Source organism: Denitratisoma sp. agr-D3, from assembly GCF_054658675.1.
In genome coordinates, this window is the sequence record NZ_BAAGIA010000001.1 from 174,534 (window position 1) to 191,641 (window position 17,108).

The window sequence follows — 17,108 nt, forward strand, 5'->3', positions numbered from 1 at the left end:
GGCGTTTCTCCCCATTAAGTAGGAGTGCGCTTGGCGTAAACCGTGATAACGACTACTTAATTAAACAAATTGGCTTTACAGCCGATATAGTTGTTGTTAGCATCTGAAGTAAATTATCGTTATTGCGCGTAACGATTTAATTTATAAAGGAAAAATCATCTTGCAGATCGACCTTTCGATCTTTAATCCCGGCGATCGTCCCTTGATCGGGCTGGACATCAGTTCTTCCTCGGTGAAGATGCTGGAGCTGTCCGCCCAGGAAAAGAAAAAGGGCGGCTACCTGGTGGAGCGTTACGCCATCGAGCCCCTGCCTCGGGATGCGGTCATGGACGGCAAGATCATGAACATGGAAGGGGTTGCCGACGCCATCGGCAAGGCCTGGAAGCGCATGGGCAGCACGACCCGCTATGTGGCCATGGCCTTGCCGGCGGCGGCGGTCATCACCAAGAAGATCATCCTGCCTGCCAACCTGCGGGAGCAGGAAATGGAAGTCCAGGTGGAATCCGAGGCCAACCAGTACATCCCTTTTGCCCTGGAAGAGGTGAACCTGGATTTCCAGGTCATCGGTCCGGCCCCCTCCAGCCCCGACGAGGTCGAGGTGATGCTGGCCGCCAGCCGCAAGGAAATGGTGGAAGACCGGGTGGCCTGTGCCGAGGGGGCGGGTCTCAAGCCCCTGGTGATGGACGTGGAGTCCTATGCCAGCCAAAGCGCTTTCGAGCTGGTGAGCCAGCAGTTGCCCGACGGCGGCAAGGACAAGGTGGTGGCTTTGATCGACATCGGCGCCAATGTGATGAACGTGGTCATGCTGCACAACCAGCAACCCATCTACAACCGGGAGCAGGCCTTCGGCGGCCATGTGCTGACCCAGGAGATCATGCGCGCCTACGGCATGTCCCAGGAAGAGGCCGAAACGGCCAAGCGCAACCAACACCTGCCCGACAACTACGCCAGTGAAATCCTGGCGCCCTTCATGGATACCCTGGGCCAGGAAGTCAGCCGGGCCATGCAGTTCTTTTTTAGCGCCACGCCCTATACCCAGGTGGATCACATCGTCCTGGCCGGGGGCAGCGCCGTCATTCCCGGCTTGAGCGAGGCCGTGCAGGGCCATGCCCAAGTCGAATGCCTGGTGGCCAATCCCTTTGCCGCCATGGAGCTGGCCGCCAAGGTGCGGGCCAAGAGTCTGCTGGGCGACGCGCCAGCGTTGATGGTGGCCTGCGGCCTGGCTTTGCGGAGATTCGACCAATGATCCGCATCAACCTACTGCCCCACCGGGAGGAGAAGCGCAAGGCGAGGCGCCAGCAGTTCTATGCCTTCCTCGGCCTGGTGACGGTGGTGGCCGCTGTTATCTGGTTCCTCGGCTTCAGTGCGATCAACCAGTACATCTCGACCCAGGATGGCAAGAACGCCTTCATCGAGAAAGAAATCGGCGACCTGAAGAAGCAGATCGAGGAAATCTCCAAGCTCAAGGAGGAGACCGAGGCCCTGCTCAAGCGCAAACAGGTGATCGAAACCTTGCAAGGCAGCCGGGCGGAAACCGTCCATGTCTTCGACGAATTGCTGCGTCGGGTGCCGGACGGGGTGCGCATCACTAGCTTCAACCAGAATGGCATGCAATTCGACATGGTGGGCGATTCGGTGTCCGAGGCCCGGGTGTCCACCCTGATGCGCAACCTGGAGGAGTCGCCCCTGTTCCAGCAGGTAACCCCCCTGGAAATCCGCGCCGGGACGGCGGCCAACGGTCGCCCCATCTACGGTTTCCAAATGAAGATGTCTATCGAGCGTGCGGCGGCGGGCACTGAGCCCGGCAACAAGCCGGCGGGGGGCAAGCCATGAAGTCCTTCGCCAAACCCAATCTGACCCTGCCCGCCGTGGACTTCAAGCAGCTGGCGGAGGATTTCAAGACCCTCGACATGCAGGACCCGGGGCAATGGCCCCTGGGACCCCGTGTCGTGGTGCTGGCGGGCGTTTTCCTCGCCTTGATGTTCCTCGCCTGGTTCCTCGGTTGGAGTTCCCAGCTTGACGAACTCACGGCCCGGCAACAGCGGGAAGAGCAGCTCAAGAACGAATGGTTGGACAAGAAGCGCCAGGCGGTGAACCTGGACGCCTACCGCAAGCAGAAGGAAGAGATCGACCGTTCCTTCGGCGAAATGCTCAAGCAGTTGCCCAATCGCGCCGAGATGGACGCCATGATCGTGGACATCAGCCAAGCCGCCCTGACCCGGGGCTTGAAGATCGAACTGTTCAAGCCCGGCAGCGAGTCCCGCAAGGACTTCTATGCGGAAATGCCCATCAGTGTGGTGATGAATGGCGGCTACAACGACATGGCGCAGTTCGCCGGTGACCTGGCCAGGCTGCCCCGCATCGTCACCCTTAACAACATCAAGCTCAAGCCCAAGGATGCGAAGGCGGGCCAGCTCTCCCTGGACGCCACGGTGATGACGTATCGCTATCTGGATAGCGAGGAACTGGCGGCCCAGAAGAAGCAACAGAAGGCCAACAAGCCGGGAGGGGCCAAGTGATGCGCGCCTTAGCCCCGTATTGGCTGTCCCTGCTGGTGGCGGTCTTCCTGGCCGGGTGCGAGGGGGACGAGCCGGAGGACGTGCGTGCCTGGATGAACGAGGCCACCAAGGACATGAAGGGCAAGGTGCCGCCCCTGCCGGAGATCAAGGCCCTGCCGGCCATCAGCTACGATCCGGGCGAACTGATCCCGCCTTTCTCGGTGGAAAAGCTGTTCGCCGAGGAGGCCCGCGCAGCCCAGGCCGGCCGCAACGGCGGCCGCCAGGCGGTGAACCTGGACGCCTACCCCCTGGCCCGGGTGCCCCTGGAAACAGTGCGGTTGTTGGGCACCATGACCCTGGGCAAACAGGTGATCGCGGTGGTGTCGGCCGGCAGCGACGCGCCCCGGCGGGTGAAGGCCGGGGACTACATCGGGCAGAACGGCGGACGCATCCTGTCCATCCGTCCGGCCACCGACAAGAACGAAGCGGAAATGCTGATCAAGGAAACCGTTCAGGAGAAAGGCAGCTGGGTTGATCGTGAGGTGCGCCTCACGTCCTCCGGGCAGGGAGAACAGAAATGATGATGGCAAGATACGGCAAGGCGCTGGTGGTGCTGGCCTGCATGACGATCCGGGTGGCCTTGGCGGCCGGCGCGGGGGATGCGGCCAATGCAATCGACAACGTGGAATTTTCCCAGCAGGGCGCCCAGACCCTGGTCAAGGTGACCCTGCAAGGGCCGCTGAAGACAACACCAACTTCCTTCGTCACCGCCAGTCCCTATCGGATCGCCTTCGACTTCCCCGGGGTGACGAGCAACCTTGGCGTGACGACCAAGAAGGCCGGCATCGGCAGCTTGCAGAGCGTGGCGGTGGTGCAGAGCGAGGCCCGCAGTCGCCTGGTGTTGAACCTTTCCGGGCCGGTCCAGCATGGGATCAGCATCGAGGGTAACGTCTTTTTCATCAGCCTGACCGGCGCCGACGTGGCGGCCAATGCCGCTGCCGCCGTTCCCGCCACCGCCTCGCCGGCCGTGGGTTTCGCCACGGACGGCGGTGTCCGGGCCGTCGTGCCGCTGATCACCAATGTGGATTTCCAGGCCGTCGGCAATGACCAGGCCAACATCAAGGTGGACCTGACGGATCCGAACGCCTTGCTCGACGTCAAGCAGCAGGGCAACAACCTGCTCTTGTCCTTTGCCAATGCCGACGTGCAGCCGCGCTTGTTGAAAAAACTCGATGTGCGGGACTTCGGCACGCCGGTGACTATGCTGAGCACCAGCCGTGGCGGCGGCCGTGTCGAGGTGGTGCTGACCAATCGCGGCGATTGGGATTACTCCGTGCGCCAGATCGACACCTCGGTGGTGTTGGAAGTACGCCGGGTCATCCAGGATCCCACCAGTCTTGCCGGGTCCAAGGACATCCAGGGCAAGGTGGTGAGCTTCAACTTCACCCAGCCCGTGCCCGTCAGCCAGATGATCGGCATCTTCCAGGACATCACCGGCCTCAACTTCATGGTGATGCCCGGTGTTAGCGGCGAGATCCAAAGTCTCAAGATGGAGAACACCTCGGTGGAAACCGCCATCGACATCATCTCCCGCATGTATGGGTTGGGTTTCCGTCGCTATGGCAACATCGTGGTGGTGGGCAAGGCCGACGACCTGGTCAAGTACGACAAGGACGAGCGGGAACGGGCCGCGACCCTGGCCAACAGCGAACCGATCCAGCAGGAAACCTTCAAGATCCGCTATCGCACCGCCGGCGAAATCGTCCAGCGCCTGACCACCAACGCCGGTCCCGCCAATGCGGCTGCCGCTACCGGGGCCACTGCCGCCCAGGCGACGACCCCGCCGGCTGCCGCGCCTGGCGCGACGGCGGGTGCGGCGGCCAACGCCTCCATCATCAGCGAGCGGGGCAGCATCACCTTCGACAACGCCACCAACACCATCTTCATCGAGGAAACCAAGACCCGCCTGAACAAGATCCGGGAGCGCATCGCCGCCCTGGATCGGCCCATGCGCCAGGTCATGATCGAGGCGCGCCTGGTGGAAGTGGCGGATACCTTCTTCAGCTCCCTCGGGGTCAAGTTGTCCGGTGGCAAGTACGGCTACACCATCGGCAACACGGCCGCCGATGTCACCTTCGGCACTTTCTCCACTTCCCAATCCCTCGGCGCCGGCACCGGCGCGTCGCCTGGCAGCCTGGCCTTCTCCCTGTTCAACTCCTCCCAGACCCGTATCGTGAACCTGGAACTCGACGCGGTGGAGAGCGATGCCAAGTCGAAGACCATCGCCAGCCCGAAGATCCTGACCCGGGACACGCAAAAGGCCACCCTGATGCATGGCGAGCAGATTCCCTACGCCACTACGTCGGCCAACAACGGCACCACTACCACCTTCATCAATGCCGCCATCACCCTGGACGTGACGCCCCAGATCCAGCAGGACGGCCGGGTGCAGATGATGCTCAACGTCACCATGGATTCCCGCGGCCAGAGCGCCGGGTCTGCCGGTTTCGCCATCAACAAGCGCCAGGTGGCGACCCAGGTAGTCGTCGAGAATGGCGGCACGGTGGTGGTCGGCGGCATGTACAAACAGGTGGACAGCAACACGGTGGAGCGCATCCCCTTCCTGGGTGACATCCCCTACGTCGGTTTCCTGTTCAAGAACCGGACCGAAAACAAAACCCGTAACGAACTGCTGGTCTTCATCACCCCCCGGGTGGTGAGCGAAGAGTTGGTGTTGCAGTAAGGCAGCGACTTGAAATCGATTTTTCTGGTGGGCCTGATGGGGGCCGGCAAGACCACGGTTGGTCGCATGCTGGCCAAGAAACTCAAGGCCGAATTCGTCGATGCCGACCATGAGATCGAAGCCCGGACCGGGGTGCCGATCCCGACCATTTTTGAAATCGAGGGCGAGGCCGGCTTCCGCAAGAGGGAGTCTCAGGTCATCGACGACCTCACCCAGCGCCAGGGGCTGGTGCTGGCCACCGGCGGCGGTGCTGTGCTGGATCCGGACAACCGCAGCCACTTGCGGCAACGCGGTCTGGTGGTCTATCTCTACGCCCAGCCGGAAGTGCTTTACGAGCGCACCCGGATGGATCGGGGGCGGCCGCTGCTCCAAGTGGAGGATCGTCTGGCAAAATTGCAGCAGTTGTTTGCCCTGCGCGATCCCCTCTACCGGGAAGCGGCCCACTGCGTGGTCGAAGTGGGGCAGACCCAGGCGTCGCAGGTGGTGCGGCGCATCCTCCAAGCCCTGGAAGCCTGAACATGCGAAAACTGACCGTTGCGCTCGGCGAGCGCAGTTACCCCATTTGTATCGGCCCCGGGCTGCTCGGTCAGGCTGCGCTCATCCTCGACCGCCTGCCCGCCAAGCGCGCCGTCGTGGTCAGCAACGACACGGTGGCGCCGCTCTATTTGGATGCTCTGGTCGGGCCCCTGCGCGCCGCCGGTGTGGTCGTCACCGAAGTGATCTTGCCCGACGGCGAGGCCTACAAGAATGGCGATACGCTGAACCGCATCTACGATGCCATGCTGGAAACCCGCTGCGACCGGGCCACCACGGTGATCGCCTTGGGCGGTGGGGTGGTCGGCGACATGGCGGGCTACGCCGCCGCCACCTACCAGCGCGGCGTGCCCTTCATCCAGATCCCCACCACCTTGTTGTCCCAAGTGGATTCCTCGGTGGGTGGCAAGACCGGCATCAACCACCCCAAGGGCAAGAACATGATCGGCGCCTTCTGGCAGCCGCGCCTGGTGCTGGCCGACACGGACACCCTGAAAACCCTGCCGTCGCGGGAGCTGTCGGCCGGCCTGGCGGAAGTGATCAAGTACGGCCTGATCCGCGACCTGCCCTTCCTCGATTGGATCGAGTCCAACATCGATGCGCTGCGGGCATGTGACGGCGAGGCCCTGGCCTATGCCATCGAGCGCTCCTGTGCCAACAAGGCCGAGGTGGTGGCCGGCGACGAACGGGAAACCGCCAAGGACGGCGGCCGCGCTCTGCTCAACCTGGGGCACACCTTTGGCCACGCCATCGAAACGGGCCTCGGCTATGGCGTCTGGCTGCACGGCGAAGCCGTGGCCGCCGGCACGGTGATGGCGCTGGAATTGTCCCGTCGTCTCGGCTGGCTCGCCAGCGCGGACGTGGCGCGGGTGCGGCATCTGTTGCAAGGGGCCGGCCTGCCAGTGATCGGCCCGCAACTGGGGGCGGAGCGCTATCTCGACATGATGGGACACGACAAGAAAGTGCTCGCAGGCAAGCTGCGCCTGGTGCTGCTCAAGGGCCTCGGCCAGGGCGTCACCTACGGCGAGGCAAGCCGCGAGGACATCCTCGCCGCCATCGACATCTGCTGCGAGCCCCTGGCATCGTGAGCGAACTGGCTCCCTACGCGGTTCACGAGGAGCGCAGTCCGGGCCGGTCCATCACCGAGCCGCGGCCCAAGGCGCGGGGCGAGTACCAGCGGGACCGGGATCGCATCATCCACTCCACCGCCTTCCGCCGCCTGGAATACAAGACCCAGGTGTTCGTGAACCATGAGGGCGACCTGTTCCGCACTCGCCTCACCCACTCCATCGAGGTGGCCCAGCTGGCCCGCACCGTGGCCCGCGCCTTGCGTCTCAACGACGACCTGACCGAAGCCATTGCCCTGGCCCACGACCTGGGGCACACCCCCTTCGGCCACGCCGGCCAGGACGCCCTCAACGAATGCATGAACCCCTACGGCGGGTTCGAACATAATCTCCAGTCCTTGCGCACGGTGGATCGGCTGGAAGAGCGCTACGGCGCCTTCGATGGTCTGAACCTGATGTACGAGACCCGGGAGGGCATCCTCAAGCATTGCTCCCCGCGCAACGCCCGCCTGCTTGGTCCCCTGGGCCAGCGCTTCATCGACAAGTTGCGGCCGTCCCTGGAGGCGCAGATCTGCAACCTGGCGGACGAGGTGGCCTACAACAACCATGACGTGGATGACGGGTTGCGGTCCGGCTTGCTTCAGCTTGAACAATTGCAGGAGATCAGCCTGTTTCAGCGCCACGCGGCGGAGGCCCAGGCGGCGTTCCCCGGCTTGGCCGGCCGCCGCCTGATCCACGAAACCATCCGCCGCATGATCGACGCCCAGGTGACGGACCTCCTGGCCGAATCGGCACGACGCATCGCCGAGTTGGCACCGGCGAGCCTGGCGGACGTGGCCCAGGCGCCCGTCCTGATCGGTTTTTCGCCCGCCATGGAAGAGGAAAATCGTCAGTTGAAAACCTTCCTGCGGGACGAGTTGTACCGCCATTACCAGGTGCTGCGCATGACCAGCAAGGCCCGGCGCATCATCGCCGACCTGTTTTCGGCCTTCATGGCCGATCCGCGCCTGCTGCCGCCCCAATACCAGGCCATGGCGGCGCGTCCCTCGGACGATCCCATGGTGGCCGACGGCAAGGCCCGGGCTGTGGCCGACTACATTGCCGGTATGACGGACCGCTACGCCATGCGCGAGCATCGCCGTCTCTTCGCCGTGGGGGAAATTTGACTCCGATGGCCGCCAATTGCGCGGTTTCATGGGCATAAGAGGCTGGTTTGGCCCACTTTGGTGATAGTGACGTGAGTCACGGAGTATTGAGTTAACCGGGGATCGGGGTTATAGTCGCCCGTTCACCCTAAGAATCGAACTAAAGCCGGGGAGCCGTCGCGCCCCGGCTTTTTTGCCGGTTGTGACGGCCCGCGGCCTGTCAAGCAGAAACGTTTGTTTTTCAAGGAAAAAGTGATGGATCTACCCAGCCGGCAAGGTCTTTACGACCCCGCCCACGAGCACGATGCCTGCGGCGTCGGTTTTGTTGCCCACATCAAGAACAAGAAAAGCCATGCCATCGTTGAGCAAGGCCTTGCCATCCTGAAAAACCTGGAACACCGTGGCGCCACCGGCTACGACCCCAAACTCGGGGACGGCGCCGGCATCCTGCTGCAACTACCGGATGCCTTCCTCCGCGAAGAAACCAAGAAGCTGGGCATCGCCCTGCCCAAGGCCGGCGACTACGCCTGCGGCATGATCTTCCTACCCCAGTCCGCCAATGGCCGCGCCGCCTGTGAGTCGGCCATTGCCCGCATCGTCTGTGAGGAAGGCCAGACCTTCCTCGGCTGGCGCGACGTGCCCCGCGACAATAGCGGCCTGGCCGAGGCCGCCCGGGAAATCGAACCCGTGGTGCGTCAGGTCTTCATCGCCAAGGGCGAGCAGACCAAGGACCAGGACGCCTTCGAGCGCAAGCTGTTCGTCATCCGCAAGCGGGTCGAGCATGCCGTTGCCAAGCTCAACATCGTGGACAAGGGCATGTTCTACGTCCCTAGCCTGTCCTCCCGCACCATCGTGTACAAGGGCATGCTGCTGTCCTGGCAGGTGGGCGAATACTTCATCGACCTCAAGGACGAGCGCCTCACCTCGGCCCTGGCCCTGGTGCACCAGCGCTTCTCCACCAACACCTTCCCCACCTGGGATCTGGCCCACCCCTTCCGCATGATCGCCCACAACGGTGAAATCAACACCGTGCGCGGCAACGTGAACTGGATGGCGGCCCGGCAAAAGGCCATGGCCTCCGACCTATTCGGCGAGGACCTGGACAAGCTGTGGCCCCTGATCAAGGCCGAGCAGTCCGATTCGGCCTGTTTCGACAACGCCCTGGAACTGCTGGTGGCGGGCGGCTATCCCCTGGCCCACGCCATGATGATGCTGATTCCTGAGGCTTGGGCCAGCAACACCCTGATGGACGAACAGCGCCGCGCCTTCTACGAATTCCATGCCGCCGTGATGGAGCCCTGGGACGGCCCCGCCGCCGTGGCCTTCACCGATGGCCGCCAGATCGGCGCCACCCTGGACCGCAACGGCCTGCGTCCCGCCCGTTATCTGGTGACCGAGGACGACATCGTGATGATGGCGTCCGAAATGGGCGTGCTGACCTTCCCCGAGAAGAAGATCGTCAAGAAGTGGCGTCTGCAACCGGGCAAGATGTTCATGATCGACCTGGAACAGGGCCGCATCATCGACGACGCCGAACTCAAGACCAAGATCGCCACCTCCGAGCCCTACGGCAAGTGGGTGGACGAGTCGCGGATTTTCCTTTCCGACCTGGCCGCGCCGAAGATCGGCAAGGAGCACAAGGAATCCCTGCTGGACACCCAGCAGGCCTTCGGCTTCAGCCAGGAGGACGTCAAGTTCATCCTCGAACCCATGGCCAAGAACGGCGAGGAAGCCACCGGCTCCATGGGCAACGACAGTGCCTTGCCGGTGTTGTCGGCCAAGAACAAGCCCCTCTACAACTACTTCAAGCAGTTGTTCGCCCAGGTGACGAATCCCCCGATCGATCCGATCCGGGAAGAAATCGTCATGTCCCTGACCAGCTTCATCGGACCCAAGCCCAACCTGATGGGCATCGCCAACCCCAACGAGGCCCTGACGCCCCGTCTGGAGGTGCACCAACCCGTGCTGCTGGCCGATGACCTGGCGCGCTTGCGCGGCATCGACAAGCTGACCCAGGGCAAGTTCAAGTCCCTGGTGGTGAACATCGTCTATCCCGCCAGCCATGGCGCGGCCGGCATCGAAGCGGCCATCGAGGGCATTTGTGCCGCCGCCGAGCAGTCCGTGGCCGACGGCTACAACGTGCTGATCCTGTCCGATCGCGGCATGGACCGTCACCACGTGGCAATCCCCGCCCTGCTGGCCTGTGCCGCCGTGCATCGCCACCTGACCAAGAAGGGACTGCGCACCAGCACCGGTCTGGTGGTGGATTCCGGTTCCGTGCGCGAGGTGCACCATTTCGCCCTGCTCGCCGGTTATGGCGCCGAGGCCGTGTGCCCCTGGCTGGCCCTGGAAACCATTGCCGACTTCTCCGGCAAGGATGCCAAGGACGCCCAGAAGAAGTACGTCAAGGCCGTGGGCAAGGGTCTCAACAAGGTCATGTCCAAGATGGGCATTTCCACCTACCAGTCCTACTGCGGTTCCCAGATTTTCGAGGCCATCGGCCTCAACGCCACCTTCGTCGCCAAGTACTTCACCGGCACCGCGACCCAAGTGGAAGGCATGGGCCTCAAGGACGTGGCCGAGGAAGCCGTACGCGTCCACCAAGCCGCCTTCTCCGCCGACCCCGTGCTGGCGGACCACCTGGATGCCGGGGGCGAATACGCCTTCCGAATCCGTGGCGAAGAGCACATGTGGACCCCGGACTCCATCGCCAAGCTGCAACACGCGACGCGTTCCAACAAGTACGAGACCTACAAGGAATACGCCAAGCTCATCAACGACCAGAGCAAGCGCCACCTGACCCTGCGCGGCCTGTTCGAGCTGAAGGCCGCCGGCCCCGCCGTGCCCCTGGATGAAGTGGAGTCCGCCAAGGAAATCGTCAAGCGCTTCGCCACTGGCGCCATGTCCCTCGGTTCCATCTCCACCGAGGCCCACTCCACCCTGGCCATCGCCATGAACCGCATCGGCGGCAAGTCCAACACCGGCGAGGGTGGCGAGGATCCGATGCGCTTCAAGCCGGTGCAAAAGGGCCAGACCCTGGCCGACGTGATCGGCAAGAGCCGTATCGAGCGCGACATTCCCCTCAAGGACGGCGACTCCCTGCGCTCCGCGATCAAGCAGGTGGCTTCCGGCCGTTTCGGCGTCACCACCGAATACCTGACCAACGCCGACCAGATCCAGATCAAGATGGCCCAGGGCGCCAAGCCCGGCGAAGGCGGCCAATTGCCCGGCCACAAGGTGTCCGAGTACATCGGCTTCCTGCGCCATTCCGTGCCCGGTGTCGGCCTGATTTCGCCGCCGCCCCACCACGACATCTATTCCATCGAGGATCTGGCCCAGCTCATCCATGACCTGAAGAACGCCAATCCCGTTGCCAGTATTTCCGTCAAGCTGGTGTCCGAAGTGGGCGTGGGTACCGTGGCTGCCGGCGTTTCCAAGGCCAAGGCCGACCACGTGGTGATCGCCGGCCATGACGGCGGCACCGGTGCCTCTCCCCTGTCCTCGGTCAAGCACGCCGGTACCCCCTGGGAACTGGGGCTGGCCGAAACCCAGCAGACCCTGGTGCTCAACCGCCTGCGCGGTCGTATCCGCGTCCAGGCCGACGGTCAGATGAAGACCGGCCGCGACGTGGTGATCGGCGCCCTGCTCGGCGCCGACGAATTCGGCTTCGCCACCGCACCCCTGGTGGTGGAAGGCTGCATCATGATGCGCAAGTGCCACCTCAACACCTGTCCGGTCGGCGTCGCCACCCAGGACCCCGAGCTGCGCAAGCGTTTCAGCGGCCAGCCCGAGCACGTGGTGAACTACTTCTTCTTCGTTGCCGAGGAAGTGCGCGAACTGATGGCCCAGCTGGGCATCCGCAAGTTCGACGACCTGGTCGGCCGCGCCGATCTGCTCGACACCCGTGCCGGTATTGAACACTGGAAGGCCCAGGGCCTCGACTTCAGCAAGATCTTCTACATGCCCCCCGCGCCCGAGGGCGTGGCCCGCAGCCACAACGAGACCCAGGACCACGGCCTTGCCGGCGCCCTCGACCACAAGCTGGTCAAGGCTGCCCAACCGGCCCTGGAACGCAAGGAGAAGGTGGTCATCGAGACCGCCATCACCAACGTCAATCGGACCTGCGGCACCCTGCTTTCCCACGAAGTGGCCAAGCGCTACGGCCACGCCGGCCTGCCCGCCGACACCATCCACGTCAAGCTCAGCGGCATCGCTGGCCAAAGCTTCGGCGCCTTCCTGGCCAAGGGCATCACCCTGGAACTGACCGGCGAAGGCAACGACTACGTGGGCAAGGGCCTCTCCGGCGGCCGCATCATCGTCAAGCCTTCCAAGGATTTCCGCGGCGATCCCGCCGAAAACATCATCGTCGGCAACACCGTGCTCTACGGTGCCACCGAGGGCGAGGTGTTCTTCCGTGGCGTGGCCGGCGAGCGCTTCTGCGTCCGCAACTCCGGCGCCACCGCGGTGGTCGAGGGTACCGGCGACCATGGTTGCGAGTACATGACCGGCGGCACCGTCGTCGTTCTGGGTCAGACCGGTCGCAATTTCGCCGCCGGCATGAGCGGCGGCATTGCCTACGTGTTGGACGAGGACGGTTTCTTCGGTCAGCGCGCCAACCTGTCCATGGTGTCCCTGGAAAAGGTGTTGCCCGCCGCCGAGCAGGCGCTGGACACCTACCACCGCCAGCAGTCCGACGAGGCCCTGCTCAAGGCCCTCATCGAACAGCACCATAAGGAAAGTGGCAGCGAACGGGCCAAGGCCATCCTGGCCGACTGGAACAGCTACCGCGGCAAATTCGTCAAAGTGTTCCCCCACGAGTATCGCCGCGTGCTCAAGGACCAGGCGGAACAGCAGCAACTGGAGGCCGCATAAATGGGCAAGCCCACCGGATTTCTCGAATTCCAACGTCAGTCCGAGTCCTACGAACCCGTCGCGGTTCGCCTCAAGGGCTACGAGGAGTTCGTTCATCACCTGAGCGATGAACAGGCCAAGGTGCAGGGCGCCCGTTGCATGGATTGCGGCATCCCCTTCTGCAACAACGGTTGCCCGGTCAACAACATCATTCCCGACTGGAATGACCTTGTTTACCGGGGACAATGGGAAGAGGCGATCCAGGTTCTGCACTCCACCAACAACTTCCCCGAGTTCACCAGCCGCATTTGCCCCGCGCCCTGCGAGGCGGCTTGTACCCTGAACATTCCCCAGACCCCGGTGGGCATCAAGTCCATCGAGCGTGCCATCATCGACAAGGCCGGTGAAAAAGGCTGGGTGCGTCCCCAGCCGGCCGCAGTCAAGACCGGCAAGAAGGTGGCGGTCGTCGGTTCCGGCCCTGCCGGCCTGGCGGCGGCCCAGCAACTGGCCCGTGCCGGCCACGACGTGACGGTCTATGAAAAGAACGAACGCATCGGCGGCCTGTTGCGCTACGGCATCCCCGACTTCAAGTTGGACAAGCGTCTGATCGACTGGCGCATGGCCCAGATGAAGGCGGAAGGCGTGACTTTCGTGACCAACACCCTGGTCACCAACACCAAGCTGCCCGCCAGCATCGCCAACGATGCGAAGAAGACCGTGACCCCCGAGCAGTTGAAGAAGCAGTTCGACGCCGTGGTCCTGGCCGGCGGCGCCGAGGCGCCCCGCGACCTGCCGATTCCCGGTCGTGAGTTGGAAGGTGTCCATTTCGCCCTGGAATTCCTGATTCCCCAGAACAAGGAAGTCCACGGCGGCAAGAAGAACCCGATCAACGTCAAGGGCAAGCATGTGCTGGTCATCGGCGGTGGCGACACCGGTTCCGACTGCGTGGGCACTTCCAACCGCCACGGCGCGGCCAGCATCACCCAGATCGAACTGATGCCGCGCCCCCCCGAGCAGGAAAACGGCTCCCTGACCTGGCCCTACTGGCCCCTGAAGCTGCGCACTTCCTCTTCCCATGACGAGGGCTGCGAGCGCGACTGGTCCATCGCCACCAAGGAATTCATCGGCGAAAAGGGCAAGCTCAAGGCCGTCAAGGCCGTGCGTCTGGAATGGAAGGACGGCAAGATGAGCGAGATCCCGGGTTCCGAGTTCGAGATCAAGGCCGACCACGTTTTCCTGGCCATGGGCTTCCTCGGCCCCGTCGGCGGCATCCTCGACGCCTTTGGCGTGGAGAAGGACGCACGCGGCAATGCCAAGGCCGACACCGAAAGCGCCAAGGCTTACAGCACCAATGTGCCCAAGGTCTTTGCCGCCGGCGACATGCGTCGCGGCCAATCCCTGGTGGTCTGGGCCATCCGTGAGGGCCGGCAAGCGGCGCGGGCGGTGGACGAGTTCCTGATGGGCAGCTCGATCCTGCCCCGCTGATTCGTCCCAAGCTCGGCCAATACAAGGCGTGGCGGAATAGAATTCCGGCCACGCCTTTTTCGTTTATTCGCCCATGACCTCACCCAATCCCCTCAACGTCGTCATCCTGGCCGCCGGCAAGGGCAAGCGCATGCGTTCCGACCTGCCCAAGGTGCTCCATCCCCTGGCGGGCAAGGCCCTGTTGTCCCATGTGTTGGATACGGCCAGGGGCCTGGGCGCTGCCCGGATCTGCGTGGTGTACGGCCATGGCGGCGAGGTGGTGCCCCAGGCCCTGGCCGCTCCGGATGTGCGCTGGGTCCGTCAGGAGCCCCAGTTGGGTACGGGACACGCGGTGCTACAAGCCCTGCCCGAGCTGGATCCGGCCCTGCCGACCCTGGTGCTGTACGGCGACGTGCCGCTGATCCAGGGCGATACCCTGGCCAAATTGGCCGCCGTGGCGGGGAGCGGATCCCTGGGTCTGCTGACCACCTTCATGGCGGATCCTCACGGTTATGGCCGCATCGTCCGGCTGCACGGCCAGATCGTGCGCATCGTCGAGGAAAAGGATGCGGATGACGCCGAGAAAGCCATCCAGGAAGTGAACACGGGCATCCTGGTGGCGCCCACCGAGGCCTTGCAACGCTGGTTGCCGCAATTGGGCAACCGCAATGCCCAGGGCGAGTACTACCTGACGGACGCCATCGCCATGGCCGCCGCGGAAGGCATGGCGGTCAAGGCGGCCCATCCGGAAGCGGCCTGGGAAGTGGAGGGTGTCAACAGCAAGGTACAACTGGCCCAATTGGAGCGGGTGCACCAGGCCAACATTGCTCGCCGACTGTTGGAGGAAGGCGTGATGCTCGCCGACCCCGCCCGTATCGACGTGCGCGGCCTATTGGCATGCGAGCAGGATGTGGCCATCGACGTGAACTGCGTGTTCGAGGGCACGGTGCAACTCGGCAAGGGGGTTCAGGTGGGGCCCCATTGCGTGTTGAAGAACGTCAAGGTGGCCGCCGGCAGTCGTATCCTGGCCTTCAGCCACTTGGAGGATGCGAGCGTCGGCGCTGACTGCGCCATCGGTCCCTATGCCCGGCTGCGTCCGGGCACGACCTTGGCGGACCAGGTGCACATCGGCAACTTCGTCGAGGTGAAGAACAGCACCATCGCCACGGCCTCCAAGGCCAATCACTTGGCCTACGTGGGCGATGCCACCGTGGGCAGCCGGGTGAACATCGGCGCCGGCACCATCACCTGCAATTACGACGGTGCCAACAAGCACCGGACCGTGATCGAGGACGACGCCTTCATCGGTTCTGATTCCCAACTGGTCGCGCCGGTGACCGTCGGTCGTGGCGCAACCCTGGGCGCTGGCACAACCTTGAGCAAGGACGCGCCGCCCGGACAGTTGACCGTCTCCCGCGCCAAGCAGGTTTCCATCACCAATTGGAAACGCCCGGTAAAGCACAAATAAATCCGCCCCGCGTACGCGGTTAAGCCAAAACGGAAAGTCCCCCCCATGCCAGCCAGCCTGAACACAGCGCCCGGTATTCCCCGCAAACCGGCCAATCTGAGCATCCCGCCGCGTCCCGAGGTGGTTAATCTGCTGCTGGCGGAAAAGGACAAGGAGCACCCCGACCTGCGCCGGGTCGCCCAGGCCATCATGGCTGACGTGGGCTTGGCCGGGGCCATGCTCAAGGCGGTGAATTCACCGGCCTTCGGTTTGCGGCGCAAGGCCACCAACGTGGCGACGGCGGTGGATCTGCTGGGCATGAAACAGGTTGCGACCCTGGCCATGGGGCTGGTACTTCGCCACGTGGAAGGAGGCGGCCCCGCCATGGACCGCTTCTGGGACACGGCGGAAAAGGTGGCCCTGACCACCTCCTATCTGGCCGGTCGCTTGCGCGGCATCGGTCGCGAGGAGGCCTACACCTATGGCCTGTTCCATGACTGCGGCATCCCGATGATGATGCAACGCTATCCCGACTACAAAACGGTGCTGCTCCAGGCCAATCAGGCCTATGACGAAGCATTCACCGAAGTCGAGGACAAGGCCCTGGGCACTCACCACGCGGCCATGGGCTATTTCCTGGCCAAGTCCTGGTACTTGCCCGACGACCTCTGCCAGGCCATCCTGCGCCACCATGAAATCGGGGTGTACGATCCGGGCGCCGGCGCTGGGGAAGGGGTGTTGACCATGATCGGCATCGGCCATATCGCCGGTCACGTACACCACACTTATATGAGAACCGGCGACGACGCCGAGTGGGCCAAGTTCAAGCCCCTGGTGTGCCGCCACTTCGGGCTGGACCAGGAGGACTTGATCAATCTTCTGGAAGACGCCCAGGGCTTCCTGACCGAGTTGTAGGTCGGCGCCGCCCCAGTCCTATTCCCTCAGGACGAACCTTTCTTACCGGCCTCGGGGGCTGCGGCGTCATCGGGCGCGGATTGCTCGGCGGCTACCGGGGGCTCGTTCGCTCCCGCCATGAAGTTCCAGGACCAGAAGGCCGGGTTCATGGCCGCATTGGAAAAAGGATTGCCGCTGCCGTCGGCGGCGCCCTGGCTCATGCTCTGAATCGTGGCCAGGGTGACCTTCTGCATTTCCAGGCCCTGGATGCTCATTTGCAGCATGTTGAGGTTCATCTTGAGCCAGCCTTCGACGGCCTTCAGGTCGGCGATGCGCTTATCCAACTCATTGATGTCCAAGGTCGGCGTCACCATGCCCGGCAGAGGCATATTGAGGCCGGCCCAAAACTGGCGGAGGAAGTCCTGCGGGTCGGCGGAGGACTGGGAAGCATGGGGTTCGCTCATG

13 protein-coding genes are annotated in these 17,108 nt (G+C 63.7%); 12 read left to right on the forward strand and 1 reads right to left on the reverse strand.

What is annotated here, in order from left to right:
- Positions 1–166: 166 nt before the first annotated feature.
- The 12 genes from ACYQ2U_RS00825 (at position 167) to ACYQ2U_RS00880 (ending at position 16,664) form a co-directional block, all read left to right on the forward strand.
- The gene (locus ACYQ2U_RS00825; protein ID WP_459949224.1) at positions 167–1,246 is read left to right on the forward strand and encodes a pilus assembly protein PilM; all 1,080 of its coding nucleotides are present in this window, start codon (positions 167–169) and stop codon (positions 1,244–1,246) included.
- Positions 1,243–1,833 carry a PilN domain-containing protein gene (locus ACYQ2U_RS00830; protein WP_459948438.1) on the forward strand — a complete coding sequence of 197 codons (591 nt, stop codon included), beginning with the start codon at positions 1,243–1,245 and terminating at the stop codon, positions 1,831–1,833. Before ACYQ2U_RS00825 ends, ACYQ2U_RS00830 begins: the two co-directional genes overlap by 4 nt.
- Positions 1,830–2,519, forward strand: a complete 690-nt coding sequence (locus ACYQ2U_RS00835; protein ID WP_459948439.1) for a type IV pilus inner membrane component PilO — start codon at positions 1,830–1,832, stop codon at positions 2,517–2,519. Before ACYQ2U_RS00830 ends, ACYQ2U_RS00835 begins: the two co-directional genes overlap by 4 nt.
- On the forward strand, positions 2,519–3,079 hold the full coding sequence (locus ACYQ2U_RS00840; protein ID WP_459949225.1) for a pilus assembly protein PilP: 561 nt from the start codon (positions 2,519–2,521) through the stop codon (positions 3,077–3,079). The genes ACYQ2U_RS00835 and ACYQ2U_RS00840 overlap by 1 nt, the downstream gene beginning before the upstream one ends.
- Positions 3,076–5,241, forward strand: coding sequence for a type IV pilus secretin PilQ (gene pilQ / locus ACYQ2U_RS00845; RefSeq protein WP_459948440.1), 2,166 nt, complete (start codon positions 3,076–3,078; stop codon positions 5,239–5,241). The genes ACYQ2U_RS00840 and pilQ overlap by 4 nt, the downstream gene beginning before the upstream one ends.
- 36 nt (positions 5,242–5,277) lie before the next feature.
- Positions 5,278–5,757 carry a shikimate kinase gene (locus ACYQ2U_RS00850; RefSeq protein ID WP_459949226.1) on the forward strand — a complete coding sequence of 160 codons (480 nt, stop codon included), beginning with the start codon at positions 5,278–5,280 and terminating at the stop codon, positions 5,755–5,757.
- Positions 5,758–5,759: 2 nt separating this feature from the next.
- Entirely contained in the window at positions 5,760–6,863 is a 1,104-nt protein-coding gene (gene aroB, locus ACYQ2U_RS00855; protein ID WP_459948441.1) for a 3-dehydroquinate synthase, read from the forward strand.
- A complete protein-coding gene (locus ACYQ2U_RS00860; RefSeq protein WP_459948442.1) occupies positions 6,860–8,008 on the forward strand; it encodes a deoxyguanosinetriphosphate triphosphohydrolase in 1,149 nt (382 codons plus the stop codon). Before aroB ends, ACYQ2U_RS00860 begins: the two co-directional genes overlap by 4 nt.
- 234 nt (positions 8,009–8,242) lie before the next feature.
- Entirely contained in the window at positions 8,243–12,859 is a 4,617-nt protein-coding gene (locus ACYQ2U_RS00865; protein ID WP_459948443.1) for a glutamate synthase-related protein, read from the forward strand.
- Positions 12,860–14,323 (forward strand): glutamate synthase subunit beta, encoded by a 1,464-nt coding sequence (locus ACYQ2U_RS00870; protein ID WP_459948444.1) that lies wholly within the window; start codon positions 12,860–12,862, stop codon positions 14,321–14,323. It begins immediately after the preceding gene.
- Positions 14,324–14,396: 73 nt separating this feature from the next.
- Positions 14,397–15,770 carry a bifunctional UDP-N-acetylglucosamine diphosphorylase/glucosamine-1-phosphate N-acetyltransferase GlmU gene (glmU, locus tag ACYQ2U_RS00875; protein WP_459948445.1) on the forward strand — a complete coding sequence of 458 codons (1,374 nt, stop codon included), beginning with the start codon at positions 14,397–14,399 and terminating at the stop codon, positions 15,768–15,770.
- A 45-nt stretch (positions 15,771–15,815) separates the two neighbouring features.
- On the forward strand, positions 15,816–16,664 hold the full coding sequence (locus ACYQ2U_RS00880) for an HDOD domain-containing protein (RefSeq protein ID WP_459948446.1): 849 nt from the start codon (positions 15,816–15,818) through the stop codon (positions 16,662–16,664).
- A gap of 26 nt (positions 16,665–16,690) precedes the next feature.
- On the opposite strand, the gene ACYQ2U_RS00885 is transcribed toward ACYQ2U_RS00880, so the two are convergent.
- Positions 16,691–17,107, reverse strand: coding sequence for a PhaM family polyhydroxyalkanoate granule multifunctional regulatory protein (locus ACYQ2U_RS00885; RefSeq protein WP_459948447.1), 417 nt, complete (start codon positions 17,105–17,107; stop codon positions 16,691–16,693).
- Between the last annotated feature and the right edge of the window lies 1 nt (position 17,108).